This window comes from Rhizobium sp. Leaf371 (genome assembly GCF_001424045.1).
Lineage (GTDB): Bacteria > Pseudomonadota > Alphaproteobacteria > Rhizobiales > Rhizobiaceae > Ferranicluibacter.
The window spans coordinates 187461-211880 of record NZ_LMQB01000027.1 but is presented as its reverse complement, the minus strand read 5'-3'; the positions used below and the strand labels follow the sequence as shown (position 1 = coordinate 211880).

The window sequence follows — 24420 nt, the reverse complement described above, 5'->3', positions numbered from 1 at the left end:
CGATGGGCAAGGCAAAAGCCGAACGTCGGCTGGCGGATAATGAAGCGCAGGCTGTTGCGCGCACGATCCGCGTCAGCCCCCAGAAGCTCAACCTCGTTGCCGCGATGATCCGCGGCAAGAAGGTCGACCGCGCTCTGGCCGAACTTGAATTCTCCCGCAAGCGCATTGCCGGCACGGTCAAGAAGACCCTGGAATCGGCCATCGCAAACGCCGAGAACAACCACGACCTCGACGTCGACTCGCTCGTCGTCGCGGAAGCTTTCGTTGGCAAGTCGATGGTGATGAAGCGCTTCCACGCCCGTGGTCGCGGCCGTGCATCGCGGATCGAAAAGCCGTTTGCGCACTTGACGATCGTTGTTCGTGAAGTGGAAGCCAAAGGGGAGGCCGCATAATGGGCCAGAAAATCAATCCAATCGGTTTCCGTCTCGGTATCAACCGGACCTGGGATAGCCGTTGGTTCGCCGACAATGCCGAATACGGCAAGCTGCTGCACGAAGACCTGAAGATCCGCAAGTATCTGATGGACGAACTGAAGCAGGCCGGCATCTCGAAGGTCGTCATCGAGCGTCCGCACAAGAAGTGCCGCGTCACGATCCACTCGGCTCGCCCGGGTCTGATCATCGGCAAGAAGGGCGCGGACATCGAAAAGCTGCGTCGCAAGCTGTCGGAGATGACGAACTCGGAAACGCATCTCAACATCGTTGAAGTGCGCAAGCCGGAAGTCGACGCGACGCTCGTCGCACAGTCGATCGCCCAGCAGCTCGAGCGCCGCGTGGCTTTCCGCCGTGCAATGAAGCGTTCGGTGCAGTCGGCCATGCGTCTGGGTGCCGAAGGCATCAAGATCACCTGCGCCGGCCGTCTGGGTGGCGCGGAAATCGCACGAACCGAATGGTATCGCGAAGGTCGCGTTCCGCTTCACACGCTCCGCGCCGACATCGACTACGGTGTTGCCGAAGCTGTGACGGCATTCGGCATCTGCGGCATCAAGGTCTGGATCTTCAAGGGCGAAATCCTTGAGCACGATCCGATGGCCTCCGAGCGCCGTGCGAGCGAGAGTGACAGTCAGGGTAGTGGCGGACGTGATCGCGATCGCGATCGTGATCGCCGTCGTGAAAACGCGTAACAGTCGCGTTTGGCAGCCAATATCGGAGAATTAAAAAAATGTTGCAGCCAAAGCGTACGAAGTATCGCAAGCAATTCAAGGGCCGCATCAAGGGCGTAGCCAAGGGCGGGTCTGATCTCGCTTTCGGCGAATTCGGCCTGAAGTCCCTCGAACCGAACCGCGTCAATGCGCGCGAGATCGAAGCGGCCCGCCGCGCGATCACGCGTCATATGAAGCGTGCCGGCCGCGTTTGGATCCGCGTATTCCCGGACGTTCCGGTCACCGCGAAGCCGACCGAAGTCCGCATGGGTAAGGGTAAGGGCTCCGTCGAATACTGGGCGTGCAAGGTCAAGCCTGGTCGTGTGATGTTCGAGATCGATGGCGTCAACGAGGAGCTCGCTCGCGAAGCCCTTCGTCTTGGTGCTGCGAAGCTCTCCGTCAAGACGCGCTTCGTTCAGCGCATTGCGGAGTAAGGAGAAGCCCCATGAAAGCCAATGACGTTCGGGCGCTCAGCGCCGACCAGCTCAACGACGAGCTTGCCAAGCTGAAGAAGGAGCAGTTCAACCTGCGCTTCCAGAAGGCGACCGGCCAGCTTGAAAAGTCGTCGCGCATCAACGAGGTCCGCAAGGACATCGCGCGCATCAAAACCATTGCCCGCCAGAAGGCGGCAGAAGCCAAGGCCTAAGGACCAAGAAAAATGCCGAAACGCATTCTGCAGGGCACCGTCGTCTCCGACAAGAACGAGAAGACCGTCGTCGTAAGGGTCGAGCGCCGCTTTGCGCACCCGATCCTCCAGAAGACCGTCCGTCGCTCCAAGAAGTACAAGGCGCACGACGAGAAGAACCAGTTCAAGGTCGGCGACCTTGTTTCCATTCAGGAATGCGCGCCGATCTCCAAGGACAAGACCTGGACGGTCATTTCCGCCCAGGCTTAACTCGACCAGACTTTACGCCGATGACGCCGCGCAGTGTCGCCAAGACACGGAAGCGCGGCGTCTTCGTACCATCGGGCAGGGTCCGGGTTCTGGCCAAATTGGCCGGGGTTTCGGACCTCACCCCTTGTAATCGGCGAGAATCTCTGTATGAAGCAGCCACGGAACGCTCGGGGTTACGAGCGTTCTTTTGCTTTGAGCGCACGGAAGGTCCTGTTTTCAGGAAACCACCCTGGCAAGATCGATCCCGCGCTGTCGCATCATGTCCCGCCCGTTTCTCTCAAAGAGGCGAGGGACTGGGAATGCCATTGAAAGCATTGTGGCGTGCCGCCCTTCGCAAGAGGGTGCAGCGCGCCGCATGCAAATTTTCATAAGCCGGAACAGGGGGCTCTCTTTCACGATGAGGAGATCCCAACCGGTCCGGTCACAACAAGAAGGCGACCTGACATGATTCAGATGCAAACAAACCTCGACGTGGCGGATAATTCCGGCGCACGTCGTGTCATGTGCATCAAGGTGCTGGGCGGCTCCAAGCGCAAGTATGCTTCCGTGGGCGACGTCATCGTCGTTTCCATCAAGGAAGCCATCCCGCGCGGCCGCGTCAAGAAGGGCGATGTGATGAAGGCGGTCGTCGTACGCACCGCCAAGGACATCCGCCGTCCGGACGGCAGCGTCATCCGCTTCGATAACAACGCAGCCGTTCTTATCGACAACAAGAAAGAGCCGATCGGCACCCGTATCTTCGGACCGGTTCCGCGCGAGCTTCGCGCCAAGAACCACATGAAGATCATCTCGCTGGCTCCAGAAGTACTGTAAGGGGCGATTAGAGATGAACAAGATTCGTAAGGGCGACAAGGTCGTCGTACTCGCCGGCAAGGACAAGGGCCGGACCGGCGAAGTTATCCAGGTCATGCCGAAGGACGACAAGGCTGTCGTGCGTGGCGTCAATATGGTGAAGCGTCACCAGCGCCAGACCCAGAGCCAGGAAGCCGGCATCATCAACAAGGAAGCCCCGATCCACCTGTCGAACATCGCGATCGCTGACACGGACGGCAAGGCCACCCGCGTTGGTTTCCGCATCGATGGCGACAAGAAGGTTCGCGTGGCCAAGCGTTCGGGAGATGTTATCTGATGGCTGACACCAAGTCCTATGAGCCGCGGCTCAAGAGCGAATACAACGCTCGCATTCGTCCGGCGCTGCGGGAGAAGTTCTCCTACGCCAACGAAATGATGATCCCGAAGCTCGACAAGATCGTCATCAACATGGGTGTTGGCGAAGCCACCGGCGACTCGAAGAAGCCTTCGATCGCAGCGGCCGACCTTGCAGCGATCGCCGGCCAGAAGCCGGTCGTCACCAAGGCCCGTACCTCCATCGCCGGCTTCAAGCTGCGCGAAGACATGCCGATCGGCGCGAAGGTCACCCTGCGCGGCGCACGCATGTACGAATTTCTGGACCGCCTGATCAACATCGCGCTTCCGCGCGTTCGCGACTTCCGCGGCCTGAACCCAAAATCCTTCGACGGCCGTGGCAACTTCGCCATGGGCGTGAAGGAACACATTGTGTTCCCTGAGATCAACTACGACAAGGTCGATCAAATGTGGGGCATGGACATCATCGTTTGCACGACGGCCACGACGGACGACGAAGCACGGGCTCTGCTCACAGAGTTCAACTTCCCGTTCCGCCAGTAAGCCGTAACGACAAGCAGAAGGATTACGTTTCATGGCGAAAACGAGCGCAGTTGAAAAGAACAAGCGCCGCCGCAAGCTGGTTACCCAGCAGGCCTCCAAGCGGGCCGAGCTGAAGGCGACCATCATGAACCAGTCTCTTCCGATCGAAGAGCGGTTCAAGGCAACTCTGAAACTGGCAAGCCTGCCGCGTGATGGGTCGAAGACCCGCGTTCGCAACCGTTGCGAAGTCACCGGCCGTCCGCGCGCCTACTACCGGAAGCTGGGAATGTCCCGTATCGCCCTGCGCGAACTGGGCAATTTCGGCAAGATTCCGGGTATCGTGAAGTCGAGCTGGTAAGGAGACGGGCAAATGACAATGACTGATCCCTTGGGCGATATGCTCACCCGTATCCGTAACGGCGCTGCACGCCGCAAGACGAACGTAACGACGCCGGCTTCCAAGCTGCGTGCCCGCGTTCTCGACGTGCTGCAGTCCGAAGGCTACATCCGCGGCTATTCCGAAGTCGATTTCGACAACGGCAAGTCCGAGCTCAACATCGAGCTGAAGTACTACGAAGGCGCGTCGGTGATCCGTGAGATCGGCCGCGTGTCCAAGCCGGGCCGCCGGGTCTATGTCTCGGTCAAGTCCATTCCGCAGGTCGCGAACGGTCTCGGCATCACCATCCTTTCGACTCCGAAGGGTGTGATGGCCGATCACCAGGCTCGTGAACAGAACGTCGGCGGCGAGGTCCTCTGCTCCGTATTCTAATACGGAACAGGGATCTCCAGAACGAACAGACAGGATTGAAACATGTCTCGTATCGGTAAGAAGCCCGTTCAGGTTCCCGCTGGTGTCACCGCGACTGTCGATGGACAGAAGGTGACGGCAAAGGGCCCGAAGGGCGAACTGTTCTTCGTCGCCAACGACGAAGTCTCTGTCAAGCTTGAGGACAATGCCGTTGTCGTCGAGCCGGTCAGCCAGTCCAAGGACGCTCGTTCCAAGTGGGGCATGTCCCGCACGATGGTCGAGAACATCCTGAAGGGCGTGAAGGACGGCTTCGAGCGCAAGCTCGAAATCAACGGCGTCGGTTACCGCGCGGCCCTGCAGGGCAAGAACCTGCAACTGGCACTCGGCTTCAGCCATGACGTCGTCTACCAGACGCCGGAAGGCATCACGATCGCTGTTCCCAAGCCGACGGAAATCGTCGTTTCGGGCATCAACAAGCAGCAGGTCGGCCAGGTGGCCGCAGAGATTCGCGAATATCGCGGCCCCGAGCCCTACAAGGGCAAGGGCGTGAAGTACGCGGGCGAGCGGATCATCCGCAAAGAAGGCAAGAAGAAGTAAGGATCACGCGAAATGGCTAGCAGGAAAGATAATCTTGTACGTCGCGCTTCGCGCGTTCGTCGTCAAATCAAGGCGGTCGCCAACGGCCGTCCACGCCTGTCGGTTCATCGCTCGTCGAAGAACATCTACGCACAGGTCATCGACGATGTCGCCGGCACGACGCTGGCGTCCGCTTCGACGCTCGACACCGGTCTGCGCACGTCTCTGAAGACGGGCGCCGACACGGCGGCAGCTGCTGCCGTCGGCAAGCTCCTCGCGGAGCGTGCATCCGAAGCCGGCGTCAAGGACGTCGTCTTCGATCGTGGCGCCTTCATCTATCATGGCCGTATCAAGGCCCTGGCTGAAGCCGCCCGCGAAGGTGGCCTCAACTTCTAAGTTCGGTGAGGAAAGCCGGTTTCCGGCTTTCCGAATCTGACGAAGAGAAGTAAGGCTCCCATTTCCACGACGGGCCGGCCCGGTACATCCGGGCCGAAGCCATGTCGGGAATTCGCCGTACTCTGGCACTTGCGAGGGGCGGCACCGATCAATCTGCCGATTGCACCCGGAAAAGAAAAAGGAAAAGGACAATGGCACAAGAAAGAAGAGGTTCTCGCGACGACCGCCAGAACCGCGAAGAGCGCGACAGCGAATTCGTCGATAAGCTCGTCGCAATCAACCGCGTCGCCAAGGTGGTGAAGGGCGGCCGTCGTTTCGGCTTCGCTGCTCTCGTCGTCGTCGGCGACCAGAAGGGCCGCGTCGGCTTCGGTCATGGCAAGGCACGCGAAGTGCCGGAAGCCATCCGCAAGGCCACCGAAGCTGCCAAGCGCGAACTGATTTTCGTTCCGCTGCGCTCCGGCCGTACCCTGCATCATGACGTTCACGGTCGCCACGGCGCCGGCAAGGTCCTGCTGCGTTCGGCCAAGGCCGGTACCGGCATCATCGCCGGCGGCCCGATGCGCGCTGTTTTCGAAACGCTCGGCATGCACGACGTCGTTGCCAAGTCGACCGGTTCGTCCAACCCCTACAACATGATCCGCGCCACCTTCGATGCTCTGAAGAACCAGATGCACCCGAAGGACATCGCGGCACAGCGCGGCCTCAAGTTCGCCACGCTGCAGGCCCGTCGCGAAGCGGCTGGCGTCACGTCGGAAGAATAAGGGAGTCCGTACGATGGCCACTGAAACCACCGGTAAGACGGTTACTGTCGAGCAGATCGGCAGCCCCATCCGCCGCCCCGCCAGCCAGCGTGCAACGCTGATCGGCCTGGGTCTCAACAAGATGCACCGGGTGCGCACGCTGGAAGACACACCTTCCGTTCGCGGCATGATCCGGTCCGTCCAGCACCTCGTCCGCGTTATCGACGAGAAGTGAGGGAGATACCATCATGAAGCTGAATGAAGTCAGAGACAACGAAGGTGCCACCCATTCGCGCAAGCGTTTGGGTCGTGGTATCGGCTCCGGTTCCGGGAAGACGGCCGGCCGTGGTGTCAAGGGTCAGAAGGCCCGTTCCGGCGTCGCGATCAACGGTTTTGAAGGCGGCCAGATGCCCATCTACCGTCGTCTGCCGAAGCGCGGCTTCAACAACATCTTCCGTTCGGACTTTGTTGTCGTGTCGCTCGGCCGTATCCAGACCGCGATCGATGCCAAGAAGCTCGACGCTGCCGCCACGATCGACGCCGCTGCACTGAAGGCCGCCGGCATCATCCGTCGCGCCCGCGACGGCGTTCGTATCCTCTCGGACGGCGAACTCAAGGGCAAGGTCACGATCGAAGTGGCCGGTGCCTCGCAGTCCGCGATCGAGAAGATCGAAAAGGCCGGCGGCTCCATCAAGCTGCTGTCCGCCAAGCCGGTCGCTGCCAGCGAATAATCTTGAAGTCGAACCGCCCGGGGTGCTACACACCGGGCGGTTTATTGCGTCTGGAGGACGCGCGACGAGCGCGGGCAAGACGTGAAGGGCAGGGGACAAGGGCCGTGTCGGCCAGAATCTTCGAGCCGGATAGCGCCGGGCGAACGGGTCACATTTCAAGGGAATGTGACGCGATGCCTGGAGATATCGACAAGCGCATGATTGCTCTTTCAATCGATTTGGTTCTAAGACGTCGTGCAGAAACGTAATTCAAGCTTTTCCGGAGTCGGCCGGGTCTGACGCCGCGGGTTCGGAACTGGCTACGCGGAGAATCGCATGGCTTCTGCAGCGGAACAGCTCGCCTCCAATCTCAATTTCAGAACGTTCGCGAAGGCGGAGGACCTCAAGAAGCGCCTCTGGTTCACGCTTGGCGCGCTGCTGGTCTACCGGCTGGGCACCTATATCCCGCTTCCCGGCCTGAACCCCGATGCGTTCGCGCAGGCCTTCCAGGGACAGAGCGGCGGCATCCTCGGTCTCTTCAACATGTTTTCCGGCGGCGCGGTCTCGCGCATGGCGATCTTCGCGCTCGGAATTATGCCCTATATCTCCGCTTCCATCATCGTCCAGCTGATGACCTCGGTCGTTCCGTCGCTGGAACAGCTGAAGAAGGAAGGCGAGCAGGGCCGCAAGATCATCAACCAGTACACGCGATACGGCACGGTGCTCCTGGGCCTGCTGCAGGCCTATGGTATCGCTGTCGGTCTGGAGAGCGGCAACGGTCTCGTGAACGATCCGGGCTGGTTCTTCCGCATCTCCACCGTCATCTCGTTGCTGGGCGGCACGATGTTCCTGATGTGGCTCGGCGAGCAGATCACCTCGCGCGGCATCGGCAACGGTATCTCGCTCATCATCTTCGCGGGCATCGTCGCCCACCTGCCGACGGCTCTAGCCGGTACGCTGGAGCTTGGCCGCACAGGCGCGCTCTCGACGCCGCTGATTCTCGGCATCATCATCATGGTCGTCGCCGTCATCGCGCTCATCGTCTTCGTCGAGCGGGCACAGCGTCGCCTGCTGATCCAGTATCCGAAGCGCCAGGTCGGCAATCGGATGTTCCAGGGCGACACCTCGCATCTGCCGCTAAAGCTGAACACGGCCGGCGTCATCCCCGCGATCTTCGCATCCTCTCTGCTGCTGCTTCCCGCGACCCTCGCAGGCTTCGCAGACAGCGCCACGCTCCCCGGCTGGGCCACGACCATCGTAGGGTCGCTTGCGCACGGCCAGCCGCTCTACATGATCCTCTATGCCGCGATGATTGCCTTCTTCGCTTTCTTCTACACGGCCATCGTCTTCAATCCGAAGGATACGGCAGACAATCTGAAGAAGCATGGCGGCTTCATCCTCGGCATTCGCCCGGGTGAGCGGACGGCGGAATACATCGACTACGTCCTGACGCGCATTACCGTCATTGGCGCGGTCTACCTGATCTTCGTCTGCATCCTTCCGGAATTCGTCATCGCGCAGACCGGGGTGCCGTTCTACCTTGGTGGTACATCGCTTTTGATTGTTGTCAGCGTGACGCTGGATACTGTAGCACAGATACAGGGTCATCTGATCGCCCAGCAGTATGAAGGGCTGATCAAGAAGTCGAAGTTGCGTGGAGGGAAGAGGGGCCGATGAGACTGATATTTTTAGGACCGCCCGGGGCCGGCAAGGGGACGCAGGCCAAGCTTCTGACGGAACGCTTCGGCATTCCCCAGTTGTCGACCGGTGACATGCTGCGTGCTGCCGTCGCGGAGGAGAGCGACGTCGGCAAGCGGGCAAAGGCCGTGATGGATGCGGGCCAGCTCGTATCCGACGAGATCGTCAACGAGATCGTCTCGGACCGAATCGATGCCGAGGATTGCGCCCGTGGCTTTATCCTGGACGGTTACCCGCGCACGGTCCCGCAGGCGATCGCTCTCGGGCACATGCTCGACCAGAAGGGTCTGAAGCTCGATGCGGTCATCGAGCTGAAGGTCGACGAGGACGCGCTCGTGCGGCGCATCGAGAACCGAGTCGCGGAAACTTTGGCGGCCGGCGGTAAAGTTCGCTCGGACGACAATCCAGAATCGGTTAAGAAGCGTCTTGTCGAATATCGCGAGAAGACCGCGCCGCTTTCGCAGCATTACGCGAAGACCGGAGAGCTGAAGACGCTCGACGGAATGGCGCCTGTGGAAACAGTCACGCGACAGATCAACGAGATTCTTGCTTCGGCTGCGGCCGAAGTCTGACGATACCGGGCGCATAGCCTTGTTGGACAAGAAAAGGACTGGCCGGGAGTTGACTTTTCCGGCCGATTCCGTCTAAAGACCGCGCTAACTCGCAACATGCAGGGGAATGGCGCGGATTTCACAAGTGAAGTCCGGGCTGGGCTTTTGTCCCGTGTTCCGAACGAAAATTGAAACTGACGGCTATTCAAGGCTGCATAGAAGCACCTATTGCCGGATGGCAACTGGAAGCAAGGAGAACAGACGTGGCTCGTATCGCTGGCGTCAACATCCCGACGGCAAAGCGCGTTGTTATCGCGCTCACCTATATTCACGGGATCGGACCGAAATTCGCACAGGAAATCGTCGCAAAGGTCGGTATCCCGGCTGAACGCCGCGTGCATCAGCTGACGGATGCTGAAGTTCTTCAGATCCGCGAAGCCATCGACCGCGAATACCAGGTCGAAGGCGACCTGCGTCGCGAGACGTCGATGAACATCAAGCGTCTGATGGACCTTGGCTGCTACCGCGGCCTGCGTCATCGTCGCTCGCTGCCCGTTCGCGGCCAGCGCACGCACACCAATGCCCGCACCCGCAAGGGTCCGGCAAAGGCGATTGCCGGCAAGAAGAAATAATCTCCCGGAAACGGGGGTGAGGAGGCTGGTGCGAAGCACCGGCCTCTTTTTGGTATGTCGAGGACGGCCTGGGCCGTTGTTCGGTGGAGCTGCTGGAAATACGGCAGCGTTGATATCGCCGCGATGCCGGGGAGCCCCTGAAGGGTTCCGGCATCGCTGATGAAAGTGGGGAGCAGGTCTCCCCGGTGTAGCCGCTGGAATTACGGCGGTGCAGAGATCCGTGAAAGGGTTAATATGGCCAAGGAAGCCACACGCGTACGTCGTCGCGAACGCAAGAATATCTCGACGGGCGTCGCCCACGTGAACTCGTCGTTCAACAACACGATGATCACCATCACCGATGCGCAGGGCAATGCCATTGCATGGTCGTCGGCCGGCTCGAAGGGCTTCAAGGGCTCGCGCAAGTCGACCCCGTTCGCAGCGCAGATCGCCGCTGAAGATGCTGCCAAGAAGGCGCAGGAACACGGCATGAAGACACTCGAAGTCGAAGTCACGGGCCCGGGTTCCGGCCGTGAATCGGCTCTGCGCGCCCTTCAGGCAGCGGGTTTCATGATCACGTCCATTCGCGACGTGACGCCGATCCCGCACAATGGCTGCCGTCCGCGCAAGAAGCGCCGCGTCTGATACGCACTCGTCATCAGGTCCGGCGGGAGATCGCTCTCGCCGGCGCTTCAGGGCTCCGTTGCCACGAATGGATGGTGGCAACGAACGGAAGGCAAAACATATGATTCAGAAAAACTGGCAGGAACTGATCAAGCCGAACAAGGTCGAGTTCACGTCTTCCGGTCGCACCAAGGTCAGCCTTGTCGCGGAACCGCTTGAGCGTGGCTTCGGTCTGACCCTCGGCAACGCGCTGCGTCGCGTTCTTCTCTCCTCGCTCCGCGGGGCCGCCGTCACGGCCGTACAGATCGACGGCGTTCTGCACGAATTCTCCTCGATCCCGGGCGTCCGCGAAGATGTCACCGACATCGTCCTGAACATCAAGGAAATCGCCATCAAGATGGACGGCGACGATGCCAAGCGCATGGTCGTCCGCAAGCAGGGCCCGGGTGTGGTCACGGCTGGCGACATCCAGACGGTCGGCGACATCGAGATCCTGAACCCGAACCACGTGATCTGCACGCTCGACGAGGGCGCAGAGATCCGCATGGAGTTTACGGTCAACAACGGCAAGGGCTATGTTCCGGCGGATCGCAACCGTTCGGAAGATGCACCGATCGGCCTCATCCCGGTCGACAGCCTCTATTCGCCGGTCAAGAAAGTGTCCTACAAGGTGGAAAACACCCGCGAAGGCCAGGTTCTCGACTACGACAAGCTGTCGATGACGATCGAGACCGATGGCTCCGTGACCGGTGAAGATGCCGTTGCGTTCGCAGCGCGTATTCTCCAGGACCAGCTCGGCGTTTTCGTCAATTTCGACGAGCCGCAGAAGGAAGCCGAAGAGGAAGCCGTTACCGAACTCGCGTTCAACCCGGCGCTTCTCAAGAAGGTGGACGAACTCGAACTGTCCGTTCGCTCGGCAAACTGCCTGAAGAACGACAACATCGTCTACATCGGCGACCTCATTCAGAAGACGGAAGCCGAAATGCTCCGGACTCCGAACTTCGGCCGCAAGTCGCTGAACGAAATCAAGGAAGTTCTCGCTTCCATGGGCCTGCACCTCGGCATGGAAGTGCCCGCATGGCCGCCCGAGAACATCGAAGATCTCGCAAAGCGCTACGAAGACCAGTATTAAGAACAGACAAGGCAGGTCGAAACTCTGCCTTTCCCCGTCAAACAGCAGGCCATGCGAGACATCGCACGGTGCCTGTATGTGCCAGGAAACGGCAGGTCCTCCAGAGAGAGCGACACCTGCATAAAGGAGAATAGCCATGCGCCACCAGAAAGCCGGCCGCAAGCTGAACCGTACCGCCAGCCACCGCAAGGCGATGTTCGCCAACATGGCGGCTTCGCTGATCCAGCACGAGCAGATCATCACGACGCTGCCGAAGGCCAAGGAAATCCGCCCGATCGTCGAAAAGCTCGTGACGCTCGGCAAGCGTGGCGACCTGCACGCCCGTCGTCAGGCCATCTCGCAGATCCGTGACGTGACCGTCGTCGCCAAGCTGTTCGATGCGATCGCCACCCGTTACGCCACCCGCAACGGCGGCTACCTTCGCATCATGAAGGCCGGTTATCGCCAGGGCGACAACGCCCCGATCGCGGTCATCGAATTCGTCGATCGCGACGTCGATGCCAAGGGCGCAGCCGACAAGGCTCGCGTTGCAGCCGAAGCGGACGCCGCTGAAGCAGCCTGATCTTTTCAGGCAGATCAGTCTAAAAACAGCCGGGCGAAAGTCCGGCTGTTTTCGTTTCCGGCGCCGGCGCACCGTAACCCCTCAGGCGACGCCGTCGCCGCCATGCTTTTGCCGAAGACGGTGGCTTTGCTTTCCCGTCGCTTCATCCTATTTCTCCTCGACAAGCCTGTTACCTCTGCATCAAGGGTTCCCCATGCACCGCTCGCCATTGTCGCTCGTCCTGTCCGGCATTGCCGGCCTCGTCATCATCATGTTCCTTGCGCATTTCGTAGCGCCGACGGATCTCGGTGAGTCCCATCCGACCATCGACCCGCTGAAGACCAGCGCGGTGGCGACGCCGGTGGCGAGCACGAGCAGCGCGGCGGACGGCACGGTCAAGACCGTTCCGGAAAGCCGCGCCGAGATGCAGATGTCCTTTTCGCCTCTCGTCAAGCAGACGGCCAACGCCGTGGTGAATGTCTATGCGGAAAAACTCGTCGAGAGCCGTTCTCCGCTGGCGGACGATCCGTTCCTGCAGCAGTTCTTCGGTCAGCGCATGCCGAATCGCTCCGAAAAGCAGTCGTCGCTCGGCTCGGGCGTGATCGTCGGTGCGGACGGTATCGTCGTGACCAACAATCACGTCATCGAAGGTGCCGACGACATCAAGGTCGCCTTGGCGGATGGTCGGGAATTCGAATCGAAGGTGGTTCTGAAGGACGACCGCCTGGACCTCGCCGTTCTGAAGATCGAGGGCAGTGCGCCGTTTCAGACGATCCCGCTCGGAGACTCCGACAGCGTCGAGGTCGGCGATCTGGTGCTCGCGATCGGCAATCCCTTCGGCGTCGGTCAGACGGTGACGAGCGGCATCGTTTCGGCCCTGGCGCGCAACCAGGTGACGCCCGGCAGCGATTTCGGCTTCTTCATCCAGACGGATGCCGCCATCAACCCGGGCAACTCGGGTGGCGGTCTGATCGACATGAAGGGCGAGCTGATTGGGATCAACACCGCCATCTTCTCGCGCGGCGGTGGCTCCAACGGCGTCGGCTTCGCCATTCCTGCCAATCTCGTGAAGGTCTTCATCGAATCGGCCAAGGGCGGCACCGGCAGCTTCGTACGTCCCTTCATCGGTGCTAGCTTCGAGCCGGTCACCTCGGAGGTGGCCGACGCCCTTGGGCTTGATCGGGCGCGGGGTGCGCTGGTCAGTTCCGTGATCGAAGGCGGCCCGGCGGAGAAGGCGGGTATCCGGCCCGGCGAAGTGGTTACCGCCGTCAACGGCATCGCTGTCGAACATCCAGACGCGCTCGGCTACCGCCTGACCACGGTCGGCATCGGCAAGGATGCGCGGCTGAGCGTTGCGAACAACGGCAAGGTGCGTGAGGTCACGTTGCGGCTCGAACGCGCGCCGGAAACGGCGCCGCGCGACGAGCGGCTGATCGAGGGCCGCACGCCGTTCGCCGGCGCCGTCGTCGGCAACCTGTCGCCGCGTCTCGCCGACGAGCTTCACATGTCGGCCGCGTCGAAAGGTGTCGTGATCACGGCCGTCAACCGCGGCTCTCCCGCCGCCCGCGTCGGCTTTGCGCCGAAGGATATCATCATCGCCGTCAATGGCGTGCCGATCGATAAGACCGAGACGCTGGTGAAGGCGGCGTCAGACGATCCGGCTTTCTGGCGCGTCGAGATCGAGCGTGACGGGCAACGGATCCGCCAGTTCTTCCGATGAGCGATCTTTTTGCGCCCCATGAGCCGGAAGGCCACCAGGCCAAGCGGCCGCTTGCCGACAGGCTGAGGCCGCAGACGCTCGCGGACGTCACCGGGCAGGCGCATCTGACCGGGGAAGATGGCGCGTTGCGGCGGATGATCGATTCGGGCTCGCTCGGCTCGATGATCTTCTGGGGACCGCCCGGCACAGGAAAGACGACGGTCGCACGCCTCCTGTCCGGCGAGACGGGGCTCGCCTTCGAGCAGATTTCCGCGATCTTCTCCGGCGTGGCGGATCTTAAGAAGGTTTTCGAGATGGCCCGGACGCGGCGCATGTCCGGTCGCCAGACGCTGCTCTTCGTGGATGAGATCCATCGCTTCAACCGGGCGCAGCAGGACAGTTTTCTCCCTGTCATGGAAGACGGAACGATTATCCTCGTCGGGGCCACCACGGAGAATCCGTCGTTCGAGCTGAACGCCGCTCTCCTCTCGCGCGCCCGCGTGCTGACCTTCCGATCGCATGATGAGGACAGTCTGCGGGAGCTTCTGGCCCGGGCGGAGACGACGGAGGCAAAGCCCCTGCCGCTCGACGAGGACGCGCGGGCGAGCCTCATCCGCATGGCGGACGGCGACGGGCGTGCGGCGCTGACGCTGGCCGAAGAAGTGTGGCGCGCGGCGCGGAAGGGCGAAACCTTCGACGTCTCGGGGCTGCAGGAGGTCGTCCAGCGCCGGGCACCGGTCTACGACAAGGGCCAGGACGGCCACTACAATCTCATCTCCGCGCTTCACAAGGCCGTGCGCGGCTCGGATCCGGACGCGGCGCTCTACTACCTCTGCCGCATGTTCGATGCAGGGGAGGACCCGCTCTATCTCGGCCGGCGTCTGGTGCGCATGGCGGTCGAGGATATCGGCCTTGCCGACCCCCAGGCCCTTGTCGTCTGCAATGCCGCAAAGGACGCCTACGACTATCTCGGCTCGCCGGAAGGCGAACTGGCGCTGGCACAGGCCTGCGTCTACCTTGCGACCGCGCCGAAATCGAATGCCGTCTACACCGCCTACAAGGCTGCCATGCGCGCGGCCAAGCAGAACGGCTCGCTGCTCCCGCCCAAGCACATTCTCAACGCGCCGACGAAGCTGATGAAGGGCGCGGGCTATGGCGATGGCTATCGCTACGATCATGACGAGCCGGACGCATTCTCCGGCCAGGACTACTTTCCCGAGAAGATGGGGCGCCAGACCTTTTACGATCCGCCGGAACGGGGCTTCGAGCGGGACATCCGCAAGCGGCTCGACTGGTGGGACAAGCTGCGCAAGGAGCGCGGCGGCGAAGGCTGACGATTGCCCGGCGATGCAGGATGTGGCATAAGAAGGACAGCGGACGACCGCGAATATTTCATCCATGCGGGGACGACCTCGCTCCTCACAGGAGTGATCTCCATGGCTTGGCTTCTGCTTTTTCTCGCGGGACTGTTCGAAATCGGTTGGGCCATCGGCCTGAAATACACCGATGGCTTCTCGAAGCCTCTTCCCACCATCCTGACCATTGGCGCCATGATCGCCAGCATCGCGCTTCTCGGCCTGGCGCTGCGGACGCTTCCGCTCGGCACGGCCTATGCGATCTGGACCGGGATCGGCACGGTCGGAACCGTGATTCTCGGCATCGTCCTGTTTGCCGAGCCGGCAACGGCGGTTCGCCTCGGCTGCATCGGCCTGATCGTCGCAGGCATCGCCGGGCTTAAGCTCACGGCTTGAACCTTACGCGGTCCGAATCGAATCGAGAACGGCGCTGGCCGCCTGCATGTCGCGCCAGCGCAGTTCACGGCGCTGGAACGCTTCGTCGTCCGTGCCCCAGTGCTCGATCTGCCAGTCCTCATCGAGATGCGCCAGCGCCCAGGCCTCGTCCACGCTCAGGCGCCGCTCGGCAATGGCCAGCGGCAGGATCGCGGAACCGGTGAGCGTGGTCATGGCGTGCAGCGCCGAGAGCGCGAGCGGTGTCCGATAGGCGCGCAGCGCGTCGGCGAATGCGGAGATCGCGGCCTGCGGCTGGCTCTGGTGGATCACGCCTTCCGCAAGGATGAAATGCGCACCGAACGTGACCGACATCCAGTCGAGAATCGGGTCCCACTGCGCCTGCTGACGGGCGACGAGCCCTTCCGGCTGGTCGGCGCGGTAGCAGAGCATGTCCGTGCCTGAAAAGTTGAGGATATCGTCGAACACGGCGCCGATGTCCTTTGAGACGCCATCGAGCGCGCTGTTGACGAGACGCGTCACCGGCATGATGCCGGGATCGATCTGTTCGACCTGGGCCTCCCATTCCGCCGCCAGGCGTTCGGCCAGACTTCTGGTCGGTACGGCGAGCACCTGCTTGGCGGGGGTCTTCACCGGGCGACCGTCGAGAAGAATGGCGAATGTGCCATCCTCGACGGGGCCGATCGAGACATCCTTGTAGAATCGCTTCGGCAGGGGCTTGAGCATCTGGATCTGCGCGCGCCGGACCGGGTCGGGATCGCTGAACGTGTTGGTGAAGTCGTCGCGGATATCAGGCATGCGCAGTCTCCAGCAGAGCAAGGATATCGTCCGGCGTCTGGACGATATGGTCGGCGCCGGCGGCAAGAAGGGCAGTCGGGGGCGCATAGCCCCAGGAAACGCCGATCGCCGTTGCGCCCGCACCCTTTGCCATCTGCATATCGTAGATGGCATCGCCGATGACAAGCGTGTCGCGCGGCTCGAAGCCGGCTTCCGCGCAGCATTCGGTGACCATCGCCGGGTGCGGCTTCGACGGGCAGTCGTCGGCCGTGCGCGAGACCGTGAAATGAAAACCGTGCGACGTACGAATGATGTCGAGCCCGCGCCGGGATTTGCCCGTCACCGCACCGACGACGAGGTCCTCCCGCTGCCCGAGCGTGCGCATCAGGGCGGCGATGCCCGGGAAGGGCCGTTCGGAAAAGCCTTCGGCACGCACATCCGTGTAGATGGCCTTATAGTGTGCCGTCATCGCGAGCGCCCGATCATCGACATGAGGCTCCCCGGTCAACCGGGCGATCGCGATGTCGAGGGTCAGCCCGATGATGGACTTCGTGTCATCAAGGGCGGGCGGGGCGAGGCCGAATGCGTCGAACGTCCGCGCCATCGTCTCATGGATCACGCCCGCGCTATCGACCAGCGTGCCGTCGCAATCGAACAGAACCAGCCGCATCATTCCTCTCCGGCATTGGCCATGTCGAAACCGAACAGGTTCCAGGTCTGAACCATATGCTGGGGCATCGGCGCCGTGATCGTCAGGCGTCCGCCATCGGGATGGGGAATGTCGATCTTGCGTGCATGCAGATGGAGGCGGTTCTGGACGCCGCTCGGGAAATTCCAGCTGGGCGCATCATCGAAATATTTGGGATCGCCGAGAATCGGGTGGCCGATGTGCAGGGCATGGACGCGCAGCTGGTGCGTCCGGCCGGTATAAGGCTCCATCTCCAGCCAGGCGAAGTTCTGGCCTGCCTGCTCCAGCACCCGGTAGTAGGAAATCGCATGGTCGGCGCCATCGTCGCCATGGCGGGCGATGCGCATCCGGTCGCCATCCGGCGTCTGCTCCTTGACGAGCCAGCTGGACACCTTGTCCTCGCGCTTGCGCGGCACGCCCTTGACCAGCGACCAATAGGTCTTCTTCGTGTCGCGTTCGCGAAACGCGGCGGTCAGCTTCTGCGCCGCGCCGCGGGTGCGCGCCACGACCAGAACACCCGATGTATCGCGGTCGAGCCGGTGCACGAGGCGCGGCTTTTCGCCCTTCGGGCTGGTCCAGGCTTCGAGCATCTGATCGATATGCCGGTTGAGGCCGGATCCGCCCTGCACGGCGATGCCCGGCGGCTTGTTGAGCACGATCACCTTGGCGTCCTCATGCAGCAGCATGCGCGACAGAAGTTCGTGGTCGGACGAGTGCTTCAGGTCGTGGTTCGGAATCGGCCCGGTCTTGCGGTTCTCATCGACATCCATCGGCGGAATGCGGATCGACTGCCCGGCTTCCACGCGAAAATCGGATTTCACCCGGCCGCCATTGACGCGAACCTGGCCGGAGCGCAGCAACTTCTGCAGCGGCCCGAAGCCGAGGCCGGGATAGTGCACCTTGAACCAGCGATCGAGGCGCATGCCGTTTTCATCGGCTTCCACCGTCTTGTGCTCGATACCCGCCATGTCCTGGTCTTTCGTCCTTGGCGGCCAAAGGGCCAGCCATCCATCATCGTCGTCAAGCGCCCGCTTTAGACGATTGCGCGCATCAGGGCCAGACCTGCAACGACGGCGAGGCCGGAAAGGACGAGGCTGAGGGCCACATAGAGCGCCGCCGCGCCGAATTGGCCCTGTTCGGCGAGCATTGCTGCATCGAGCGAGAAGGCCGAGAAGGTGGTGTAGCCACCGAGGATGCCGGTGACGAGGAACAGACGCAGCTCGGGCGAGGCCCCGAACCGCCGGGCGATGACCTCGGACAGCACGCCGATGAGGAACGAGCCGGTGACGTTGACGAACAGCGTTCCCCAGGGAAAGCCCGCACCCATCAGCCGGACGCTGGCGATCCCGGCGAGATAGCGCAGCACGGAGCCGCTGGCACCGCCAAGCGCGACCAGGAGAATATTCAGCATCGCCGCCGTCTCCCGTCACCGATCGTCGGCGCGTGGGGTCGGTCTGCCGTCCCCGTCATCACGCCAGCCGCTCCGCATGCCAGCGCAGATGATCGTCCATGAACGTGGAGATGAAGTAATAGGAGTGATCGTAACGCTCCTGCATCCGCAGCGTCAGGGCGATGCCGGTTCCCTTGATCGCGTCCTCGAACAGCCAGGGACGCAGACCCGTCTCCAGAAAGCCGTCGGCCGTTCCCTGGTCGATCAGGAATTCCGGGAAGCGGGCGCCGTCCTCGACCAGCGCGCAGGCATCATAAGCCCGCCATGCGGCTTTGTCCGCGCCGAGATATTTCTCGAACGCGCCGCTCGACCAATCGGCCGTCGAGGGCTGGACGATGGGCGCGAAGGCCGAGCAGCTGCGGAAGCGGTCCGGGTTTTTGAGCGCGATGGTCATCGCGCCATGGCCGCCCATCGAGTGGCCGAAGATTGCCTGACGGCTCATGTCGGCGCGAAATTGCGCGGCGATCAGCGCCGGCAGTTCCTGCGTGATGTAGGTTTCCATGCGATAATGGCGCGCCCACGGTTCCTGCGTCGCATCGAGGTAGAAGCCGGCACCCTTGCCCATCTGCCAGTTCGCCGCCTCGTCCGCGACATCGTCGCCGCGCGGGCTGGTATCCGGGCAGACGATGATGAGGCCAAGTTCGGCCGCCAGCCGCCGGTACTCGCCCTTCTCCATCACATTGGCGTGGTTGCAGGTCAGGCCGGAGAGATACCAGACGACCGGGCAGGGCTGGCTCACTGCCTGCGGCGGCACGAAGACGGCAAAGGTCATATCGCAGTCGCAGGCCTCCGAACGATGCGAATAGACGCCTTGCATGCCGCCGAAGGCGATGGTCTGGGACAGGACTTTCATGGGAGACTTCCTCTGGGCAGGTCGGACGATGTGTTCAGAGCAAAGCGACCGCGGCATTGACCGCCACGGCGATGAGCACGGTGTTGAAGAAATACGAGACGACGGCGTGGATCAGGTTGATCTTGCGCATGGCCGTCGTGTTGATCGCGACGTCCGACGTTTGCGCCGTCATGCCGATGACGAAGGAAAAATAGAGGAAATCGAAGATGCCCGGCATGTCCGTTCCCGGAAAGTCGAGGCCGCGACGATTGCCGTTCTCACCCGCGTCGTCACTTGCAAGCTCGGGGCTCCAGTAGCGGTGCGCGTAGTGAATCGCCGCCATGGTGTGGACCGTCAGCCAGCCGAGCGCCACGGAGGCGAAGGCGAGGATCTGCTCGGGAAGCGGCGCTCCATCCTTCTCGTTCAACGCCTGAAACAGGGAGCCGAGGCAGATGACGACGGCCGCAAGGGTGACGCCGAGAATGACGATCTCCGGCTCGTCGGTGCCGGCCGCATTTTCTTTGAGATAGGACCCGCTCAGCGTCGGAATGCGGATCGCGATCATGCCGAGATAGACGAGGAAGAACAGGACGGCCGCGAGCTCGATGGCGAACCGCCCGCTTTCGAGGAAGCCCACCGGCAGCGACAAAGCGGCCGCGATGGCGCCGAGCGTAAAGGGAAGATGCCGCCGGGGAATGAGTGCGCCACGTGTGTCCGCCACGGGTTCAGGCCTGCTTTGCGCGCCGGCAGAGCCGGTCGAGCGTTTCGAGAAAGGCCGAGCGGTCGCGGGCGGTAAAGGCGGCATTGAAGCCGCGGCTTTCGCCCGTTTCTCTCAGATGGGCGCCGAGATCCCGCATGGCAGTCGCCATGCCGATATTGGCGACATCGAAGACGCGCCCTGTGGGCCCTGTCACGAGCGCCCCCTTGGCAACACAGCGTCCTGCGAGAGGTACATCCGCCGTGATGACTACGTCGCCGGGGCCTGCACGCTCCGCGATCCAGTCGTCGGCCGCATCGAAACCGGCCGAGACGATCACGTTCGTCACCATCGGATCGCGCGACGGACGCAGCCCGGAATTGGCAACCAGCGTCACCGGCAGATCATGCCGTTCGGCGACCTTGAGGATCTCCGGCTTGACGGGGCAGGCATCGGCATCGACGTAGATCACGCGACCTCCAGCGAAACGGGTGGCGGCTGCCGCAGCATGTCCACATGCGGAATGCCGTCTTCGACATACTCGTCCGACGTTGCCTCGAAGCCGAGGCGCGCATAGAACGCCCGCAGATGGCTCTGCGCGGACAGCGCGATCGGCGCGCCCGGAAAGGCGGTCTCGCAGGCGGAGATCGCCTCGCGCATCACGGCGTTGCCGAGCTGCTTTCCGCGGTGATCCGGCGAGACGACGACGCGACCGATGCGCGCCGGTTCGCCCGACCCCTTGGACGGCAACAGCCGCGCGGAGGCGACGAGCGTTTCGCCTTCCATCAGCCGGAGATGCAGTGCCGTCGCATCCTTGCCGTCGAGCTCGGGGTAGGGGCAGGTCTGCTCCACCACGAACACATCGACACGCATCTTCAGCAATGCATAGAGGTCGGCCGCGGACAGGGCATCCATCGCCCGCAGGTCGACCTCGTAGGGCGTGTGTCCCATCAATAGATCACGACGCTGCGGATGCTTTCGCCCGCATGCATCAGGTCGAAGCCCTTGTTGATGTCGTCGAGCGGCATCGTGTGGGTGATCATCGGGTCGATCTGGATCTTGCCTTCCATGTACCATTCGACGATCTTCGGCACGTCGGTGCGGCCGCGCGCGCCACCGAAGGCGGTGCCCATCCAGTTGCGGCCGGTGACCAGCTGGAAGGGGCGGGTGGAGATTTCCTGGCCCGCGCCGGCAACGCCGATGATGACGGATTTGCCCCAGCCGCGATGCGAAGACTCAAGCGCCTGGCGCATCACCTTGGTGTTGCCTGTGCAGTCGAATGTGTAGTCGGCGCCGCCGATCGTGTCACCGTTGCGCTTCGTCATGTTGACGAGGAAGGGCACGATGTCGTCGCCGACCTCCTTCGGATTGACGAAATGCGTCATGCCGAACTTTTCGCCCCAGGCCTTGCGGTCGTTGTTGATGTCGACGCCGATGATCATGTCCGCGCCGGCCAGACGCAGGCCCTGCAGTACGTTCAGCCCGATGCCGCCGAGACCGAAGACGATGGCCGTCGAGCCGATCTCCACCTTGGCCGTGTTGATGACGGCGCCAATGCCGGTCGTGACGCCGCAGCCGATATAGCAGATCTTGTCGAAGGGCGCGTCCGGGTTGACCTTGGCGAGCGCGATTTCCGGCAGGACCGTGAAATTGGCGAAGGTCGAGCAGCCCATGTAGTGGAAGATCTTGTCCTTGCCGATCGAGAACCGCGAGGTGCCGTCCGGCATGAGGCCCTGGCCCTGCGTGGCGCGGATGGAGGTGCAGAGGTTCGTCTTGCGCGACAGGCACGAATAGCACTCGCGGCATTCCGGCGTGTAGAGCGGAATGACATGGTCGCCCTTCTTCAGCGACGTCACGCCCGGGCCGACATCGACCACGATGCCCGCACCCTCATGGCCGAGAATGGCGGGAAACAGGCCTTCCGGATCGGCACCCGACAGGGTGAACTCGTCCGTGTGGCAGATGCCGGTCGCCTTGATCTCGACGAGAACTTCGCCGGCGCGCGGTCCATCCAGTTGCACGGTCATGATTTCGAGGGGTTTGCCAGCCTGAACGGCAACGGCAGCGCGAACGTCCATGAAATGTCTCCTGGATCTAATGCTTTTGATGGGGCGCGATGCCGAGCGGCCGGCGCGCACGATTCGATATCTCTGTTCAGATACTCTTTAGGACGCGGCGAAGCGAGGTCTCAAGCGCGTCTATCGCCTTTCCCGCCTGCGCCTGCAGCGCCTTCGCGCTCTCGAGTTCCTCGAGCAGGGCCTGTATGGCCGAGGGCGAGAGGGTGATGCCGGACGGCTCGGTGATCCCGGCGATCAGCCATCGCGGCGTCACGCCCAGGAGATCCGCGAGCAGCGCCAGCTTTTCTCCCTCCGGCTCGCTGCGGTCGCGCTCCCAGTCGGAGACCGTCTCCGGCAACACTGTAAGACGCTCGGCGAGGTCGTCGAGGCTGAGATTGAGCACGCCGCGTGCGCGAAACAGCCGCCCGCCAGGCGTGTCCGTGTCGCGCGGCTGCCGCAGCATGGCCATCATGGCGTCTGTCGATACCCGCATGGCGTTCTCCTCATCGTGCTCCCGCCCAAGCCTACATCCACGATCGGGAAAGAAAAGGGCCCGCAGCGTCAAATATCCGTCGGGCTACGCCTTGCGGAAACGGCCGGGAGAGCATTGCCATGGGCTGCGTCCGACCTCGGATCTGGAGCCTGATTCGCATGACCCGCCCATCTTCCGACCTGCCCGAAACCGCGACGCCCGAAACCGCGAAGCCCGCCACCGTGATGCAGGGCGTCCTCCTGCTGCTCACCGCAATGATGATCCTGCCCTGCATGGATGCCATCGCGAAATATATGGCGGTCGAGCTCGGAATGTCGCCGGCGCAGGTGACGTTCTACCGATTCTTCTTCCAGCTCGTCGCGACGCTGCCGATGCTGCTTCGACTGGGCGGCCCGAAGGCGCTGGTGCCGCAGCGGCCCTGGTACAACATGCTGCGCGGCGTGCTGCTTGCCGCCGCATCGCTCTTTTTCTTCGTATCCGTGAAATACATGCCGCTCGCCGACGTGTTCGCGATCTATTTCGTTGAGCCGTTCATCCTGACCTGCCTTTCGGCGCTGATCCTCGGTGAAAAGGTCGGTTGGCGGCGGTGGACGGCAATCGGCATCGGCTTTTTCGGCGCAATGATCGTGATCCAGCCGAGCTTTCAGGTCTTCGGCCTGACCGCGCTGATGCCGGTGGCCTGCGCCTTTCTCTTTGCCTGCTATCTCCTGATGAACCGCGCCTCCGGTGCCGCCGACACGCCGCTCGCGATGCAGACCTTTGCCGGCGTCGGCGGCACGCTGTTCATGGCGGCGACCATCGCCCTCGGCCATGGCATGGGCGCGGCGGATTTCGTGCCGTCGCTGCCGCAGACGCCGCTCGGATGGGGCCTCGTCATCGCGCTCGGCACGATCTCCAGCTATGGGCACCTGATGGTGGTCAAGGCGTTTCAGGCCGCACCCGCCTCCGTGCTGGCGCCGCTGCACTATTTCGAGATCATCGCGGCGACCATCCTCGGCTATCTCGTCTTCGGCGAATTCCCGACCGCCTCGAAATGGCTCGGCGTCGCCATCATCGTCGGCTCCGGCCTGTTCATGATCTGGCGGGAGCGTCGCCAGCCGATGCACTGACGACCACAGGGGCCGTCCTGTCGGATATCGTCGGCCCGAACACCTCCTCGAACGCATCGCGAAGGCGCATGTCGGCATCCTCCATCATCACCGGCAATCCGAGATCGACGAGACTGGTCACGCCGTGCCCGCGAATGCCGCACGGCACGATGCCGTCGAAATGGTCGAGATCCGGATCGACATTCAGCGACAGGCCGTGAAAACTCACCCAGCGCCGCAGGCGGATACCGATCGCGGCGATCTTGTCCTCGACGGGCGTACCATCGGGCAGGGGGGCTTTTTCGGGTCGGCGGACCCAGACGCCAACGCGATCCTCGCGCCGCTCGCCGGTGACGTTCATGCTGGCCAGCGTGCGGATGACGAGATCTTCCAGCGCCGCCACGAAGGCGCGAACGTCCTGCCGGCGTCGCTTCAGGTCGAGCATGACATAGACCACGCGCTGACCCGGGCCATGATAGGTGTACTCGCCGCCGCGCCCCGTGGCAAAGACCGGAAAGCGGTCGGGCATGACGAGATCGGCCGAATCGGCGCTGGTACCCGCGGTGTAAAGCGGCGGATGCTCGACCATCCAGACGAGCTCATCCGCCTCACCGGCCGCGATGGCGGCCACCTCGCGCTCCATCGTCTCCACGGCGACGTCGTAGGGCACGAGTCCATCGGCAATCCGCCAGCGGACGGGCGGGTTACCATCGACGGCAAAGAAACGACTTTCGAGAGCGTCGCGCTGCATGGGTCTTCCTGCAAATGCTGCGGGGCATCCGAGAAAAATCCCGTGCCGCGCAGTTTCGTTGTCCTGTGGGATCGAGCCTGTATCTCCGTGCAGACACGGGCCCGGCCAG

Annotated in this window: 36 protein-coding genes; 25 read left to right on the top strand and 11 right to left on the bottom strand. The window is 62.6% G+C overall.

The genetic code is table 11. The features are described 5' to 3' along the window. The first annotated feature begins 2 nt into the window (after positions 1–2). The 24 genes from rplV (at position 3) to sugE (ending at position 15481) form a co-directional block, all read left to right on the top strand. On the top strand, positions 3–392 hold the full coding sequence (gene rplV / locus ASG39_RS19325) for a 50S ribosomal protein L22 (protein WP_062596581.1): 390 nt from the start codon (positions 3–5) through the stop codon (positions 390–392). Next, entirely contained in the window at positions 392–1123 is a 732-nt protein-coding gene (rpsC, locus tag ASG39_RS19320; protein ID WP_062468290.1) for a 30S ribosomal protein S3, read from the top strand. The genes rplV and rpsC overlap by 1 nt, the downstream gene beginning before the upstream one ends. A gap of 38 nt (positions 1124–1161) precedes the next feature. Beyond that, positions 1162–1575 (top strand): 50S ribosomal protein L16, encoded by a 414-nt coding sequence (gene rplP, locus ASG39_RS19315; RefSeq protein ID WP_062596580.1) that lies wholly within the window; start codon positions 1162–1164, stop codon positions 1573–1575. An 11-nt stretch (positions 1576–1586) separates the two neighbouring features. Further along, positions 1587–1787 (top strand): 50S ribosomal protein L29, encoded by a 201-nt coding sequence (gene rpmC, locus ASG39_RS19310; RefSeq protein WP_062468286.1) that lies wholly within the window; start codon positions 1587–1589, stop codon positions 1785–1787. A 12-nt stretch (positions 1788–1799) separates the two neighbouring features. Beyond that, the gene (gene rpsQ, locus ASG39_RS19305; RefSeq protein WP_062596579.1) at positions 1800–2036 is read left to right on the top strand and encodes a 30S ribosomal protein S17; all 237 of its coding nucleotides are present in this window, start codon (positions 1800–1802) and stop codon (positions 2034–2036) included. Positions 2037–2480: 444 nt separating this feature from the next. Further along, positions 2481–2849, top strand: coding sequence for a 50S ribosomal protein L14 (gene rplN, locus ASG39_RS19300; protein ID WP_062468282.1), 369 nt, complete (start codon positions 2481–2483; stop codon positions 2847–2849). Positions 2850–2862: 13 nt separating this feature from the next. Beyond that, complete coding sequence (gene rplX / locus ASG39_RS19295; RefSeq protein ID WP_062596578.1) at positions 2863–3165, top strand: 50S ribosomal protein L24; 303 nt, start codon at positions 2863–2865, stop codon at positions 3163–3165. Beyond that, positions 3165–3725, top strand: a complete 561-nt coding sequence (gene rplE / locus ASG39_RS19290; RefSeq protein WP_062596577.1) for a 50S ribosomal protein L5 — start codon at positions 3165–3167, stop codon at positions 3723–3725. The genes rplX and rplE overlap by 1 nt, the downstream gene beginning before the upstream one ends. Before the next feature lie 31 nt (positions 3726–3756). Next, the gene (rpsN, locus tag ASG39_RS19285) at positions 3757–4062 is read left to right on the top strand and encodes a 30S ribosomal protein S14 (protein ID WP_062596576.1); all 306 of its coding nucleotides are present in this window, start codon (positions 3757–3759) and stop codon (positions 4060–4062) included. A gap of 12 nt (positions 4063–4074) precedes the next feature. Continuing rightward, complete coding sequence (gene rpsH / locus ASG39_RS19280; RefSeq protein ID WP_062468274.1) at positions 4075–4473, top strand: 30S ribosomal protein S8; 399 nt, start codon at positions 4075–4077, stop codon at positions 4471–4473. A 42-nt stretch (positions 4474–4515) separates the two neighbouring features. Further along, complete coding sequence (rplF, locus tag ASG39_RS19275) at positions 4516–5049, top strand: 50S ribosomal protein L6 (RefSeq protein ID WP_062596575.1); 534 nt, start codon at positions 4516–4518, stop codon at positions 5047–5049. A gap of 12 nt (positions 5050–5061) precedes the next feature. Then, on the top strand, positions 5062–5424 hold the full coding sequence (rplR, locus tag ASG39_RS19270) for a 50S ribosomal protein L18 (RefSeq protein ID WP_062468270.1): 363 nt from the start codon (positions 5062–5064) through the stop codon (positions 5422–5424). A 191-nt stretch (positions 5425–5615) separates the two neighbouring features. Continuing rightward, positions 5616–6185 (top strand): 30S ribosomal protein S5, encoded by a 570-nt coding sequence (gene rpsE / locus ASG39_RS19265; RefSeq protein WP_062468268.1) that lies wholly within the window; start codon positions 5616–5618, stop codon positions 6183–6185. Positions 6186–6198: 13 nt separating this feature from the next. Beyond that, on the top strand, positions 6199–6399 hold the full coding sequence (rpmD, locus tag ASG39_RS19260) for a 50S ribosomal protein L30 (protein WP_062596574.1): 201 nt from the start codon (positions 6199–6201) through the stop codon (positions 6397–6399). A 13-nt stretch (positions 6400–6412) separates the two neighbouring features. Further along, positions 6413–6895, top strand: coding sequence for a 50S ribosomal protein L15 (rplO, locus tag ASG39_RS19255; RefSeq protein WP_062596573.1), 483 nt, complete (start codon positions 6413–6415; stop codon positions 6893–6895). 315 nt (positions 6896–7210) lie between these two features. Continuing rightward, the gene (gene secY / locus ASG39_RS19250; protein WP_062596572.1) at positions 7211–8551 is read left to right on the top strand and encodes a preprotein translocase subunit SecY; all 1341 of its coding nucleotides are present in this window, start codon (positions 7211–7213) and stop codon (positions 8549–8551) included. Then, entirely contained in the window at positions 8548–9144 is a 597-nt protein-coding gene (locus tag ASG39_RS19245) for an adenylate kinase (RefSeq protein ID WP_062596571.1), read from the top strand. Before secY ends, ASG39_RS19245 begins: the two co-directional genes overlap by 4 nt. A gap of 242 nt (positions 9145–9386) precedes the next feature. Further along, positions 9387–9755, top strand: coding sequence for a 30S ribosomal protein S13 (rpsM, locus tag ASG39_RS19240; protein WP_062596570.1), 369 nt, complete (start codon positions 9387–9389; stop codon positions 9753–9755). A 234-nt stretch (positions 9756–9989) separates the two neighbouring features. Further along, a complete protein-coding gene (rpsK, locus tag ASG39_RS19235; RefSeq protein WP_062468256.1) occupies positions 9990–10379 on the top strand; it encodes a 30S ribosomal protein S11 in 390 nt (129 codons plus the stop codon). Between the two features lie 100 nt (positions 10380–10479). Then, the gene (locus ASG39_RS19230; protein ID WP_062468254.1) at positions 10480–11490 is read left to right on the top strand and encodes a DNA-directed RNA polymerase subunit alpha; all 1011 of its coding nucleotides are present in this window, start codon (positions 10480–10482) and stop codon (positions 11488–11490) included. Positions 11491–11626: 136 nt separating this feature from the next. Continuing rightward, positions 11627–12052, top strand: a complete 426-nt coding sequence (gene rplQ, locus ASG39_RS19225) for a 50S ribosomal protein L17 (RefSeq protein WP_062596569.1) — start codon at positions 11627–11629, stop codon at positions 12050–12052. Positions 12053–12455: 403 nt separating this feature from the next. After that, positions 12456–13751 (top strand): DegQ family serine endoprotease, encoded by a 1296-nt coding sequence (locus ASG39_RS19220; protein ID WP_244481280.1) that lies wholly within the window; start codon positions 12456–12458, stop codon positions 13749–13751. Next, on the top strand, positions 13748–15064 hold the full coding sequence (locus tag ASG39_RS19215; RefSeq protein WP_062596568.1) for a replication-associated recombination protein A: 1317 nt from the start codon (positions 13748–13750) through the stop codon (positions 15062–15064). The genes ASG39_RS19220 and ASG39_RS19215 overlap by 4 nt, the downstream gene beginning before the upstream one ends. 102 nt (positions 15065–15166) lie before the next feature. After that, positions 15167–15481 carry a quaternary ammonium compound efflux SMR transporter SugE gene (gene sugE, locus ASG39_RS19210; protein WP_062596567.1) on the top strand — a complete coding sequence of 105 codons (315 nt, stop codon included), beginning with the start codon at positions 15167–15169 and terminating at the stop codon, positions 15479–15481. Between the two features lie 3 nt (positions 15482–15484). Here sugE and ASG39_RS19205 read toward each other — a convergent pair whose 3' ends face one another. The 10 genes from ASG39_RS19205 to ASG39_RS19160 all read right to left on the bottom strand — a co-directional run bounded on the left by ASG39_RS19205 (position 15485) and on the right by ASG39_RS19160 (position 22472). Continuing rightward, complete coding sequence (locus tag ASG39_RS19205; protein ID WP_062596566.1) at positions 15485–16276, bottom strand: ATP12 family chaperone protein; 792 nt, start codon at positions 16274–16276, stop codon at positions 15485–15487. Then, entirely contained in the window at positions 16269–16925 is a 657-nt protein-coding gene (locus ASG39_RS19200) for an HAD-IA family hydrolase (RefSeq protein ID WP_062596565.1), read from the bottom strand. The genes ASG39_RS19205 and ASG39_RS19200 overlap by 8 nt, the downstream gene beginning before the upstream one ends. Further along, positions 16925–17911, bottom strand: coding sequence for an RluA family pseudouridine synthase (locus tag ASG39_RS19195; RefSeq protein WP_062596564.1), 987 nt, complete (start codon positions 17909–17911; stop codon positions 16925–16927). The genes ASG39_RS19200 and ASG39_RS19195 overlap by 1 nt, the downstream gene beginning before the upstream one ends. Positions 17912–17976: 65 nt before the next feature. Further along, entirely contained in the window at positions 17977–18354 is a 378-nt protein-coding gene (gene crcB / locus ASG39_RS19190) for a fluoride efflux transporter CrcB (protein WP_062596563.1), read from the bottom strand. A gap of 58 nt (positions 18355–18412) precedes the next feature. Beyond that, a complete protein-coding gene (gene fghA / locus ASG39_RS19185) occupies positions 18413–19246 on the bottom strand; it encodes an S-formylglutathione hydrolase (RefSeq protein ID WP_062596562.1) in 834 nt (277 codons plus the stop codon). A 34-nt stretch (positions 19247–19280) separates the two neighbouring features. Further along, positions 19281–19874 carry a DUF1345 domain-containing protein gene (locus ASG39_RS19180; protein WP_244481279.1) on the bottom strand — a complete coding sequence of 198 codons (594 nt, stop codon included), beginning with the start codon at positions 19872–19874 and terminating at the stop codon, positions 19281–19283. Positions 19875–19950: 76 nt separating this feature from the next. Beyond that, a complete protein-coding gene (locus ASG39_RS19175) occupies positions 19951–20394 on the bottom strand; it encodes a YaiI/YqxD family protein (protein ID WP_062596561.1) in 444 nt (147 codons plus the stop codon). Then, positions 20391–20873 (bottom strand): GNAT family N-acetyltransferase, encoded by a 483-nt coding sequence (locus ASG39_RS19170; RefSeq protein ID WP_062596560.1) that lies wholly within the window; start codon positions 20871–20873, stop codon positions 20391–20393. The genes ASG39_RS19175 and ASG39_RS19170 overlap by 4 nt, the downstream gene beginning before the upstream one ends. Beyond that, a complete protein-coding gene (locus ASG39_RS19165) occupies positions 20873–22000 on the bottom strand; it encodes an S-(hydroxymethyl)glutathione dehydrogenase/class III alcohol dehydrogenase (protein ID WP_062596559.1) in 1128 nt (375 codons plus the stop codon). Before ASG39_RS19165 ends, ASG39_RS19170 begins: the two co-directional genes overlap by 1 nt. A gap of 76 nt (positions 22001–22076) precedes the next feature. Continuing rightward, positions 22077–22472: a helix-turn-helix transcriptional regulator gene (locus ASG39_RS19160; protein WP_062596558.1), complete on the bottom strand. Its 396-nt coding sequence runs from the start codon at positions 22470–22472 to the stop codon at positions 22077–22079. 224 nt (positions 22473–22696) lie between these two features. Between ASG39_RS19160 and ASG39_RS19155 the strand changes: the two genes are divergently transcribed. Then, on the top strand, positions 22697–23581 hold the full coding sequence (locus ASG39_RS19155; RefSeq protein ID WP_062596734.1) for a DMT family transporter: 885 nt from the start codon (positions 22697–22699) through the stop codon (positions 23579–23581). Here ASG39_RS19155 and lipB read toward each other — a convergent pair. Further along, a complete protein-coding gene (gene lipB, locus ASG39_RS19150; RefSeq protein ID WP_062596557.1) occupies positions 23544–24311 on the bottom strand; it encodes a lipoyl(octanoyl) transferase LipB in 768 nt (255 codons plus the stop codon). The two genes, ASG39_RS19155 and lipB, sit on opposite strands and share 38 nt — an antisense overlap. Between the last annotated feature and the right edge of the window lie 109 nt (positions 24312–24420).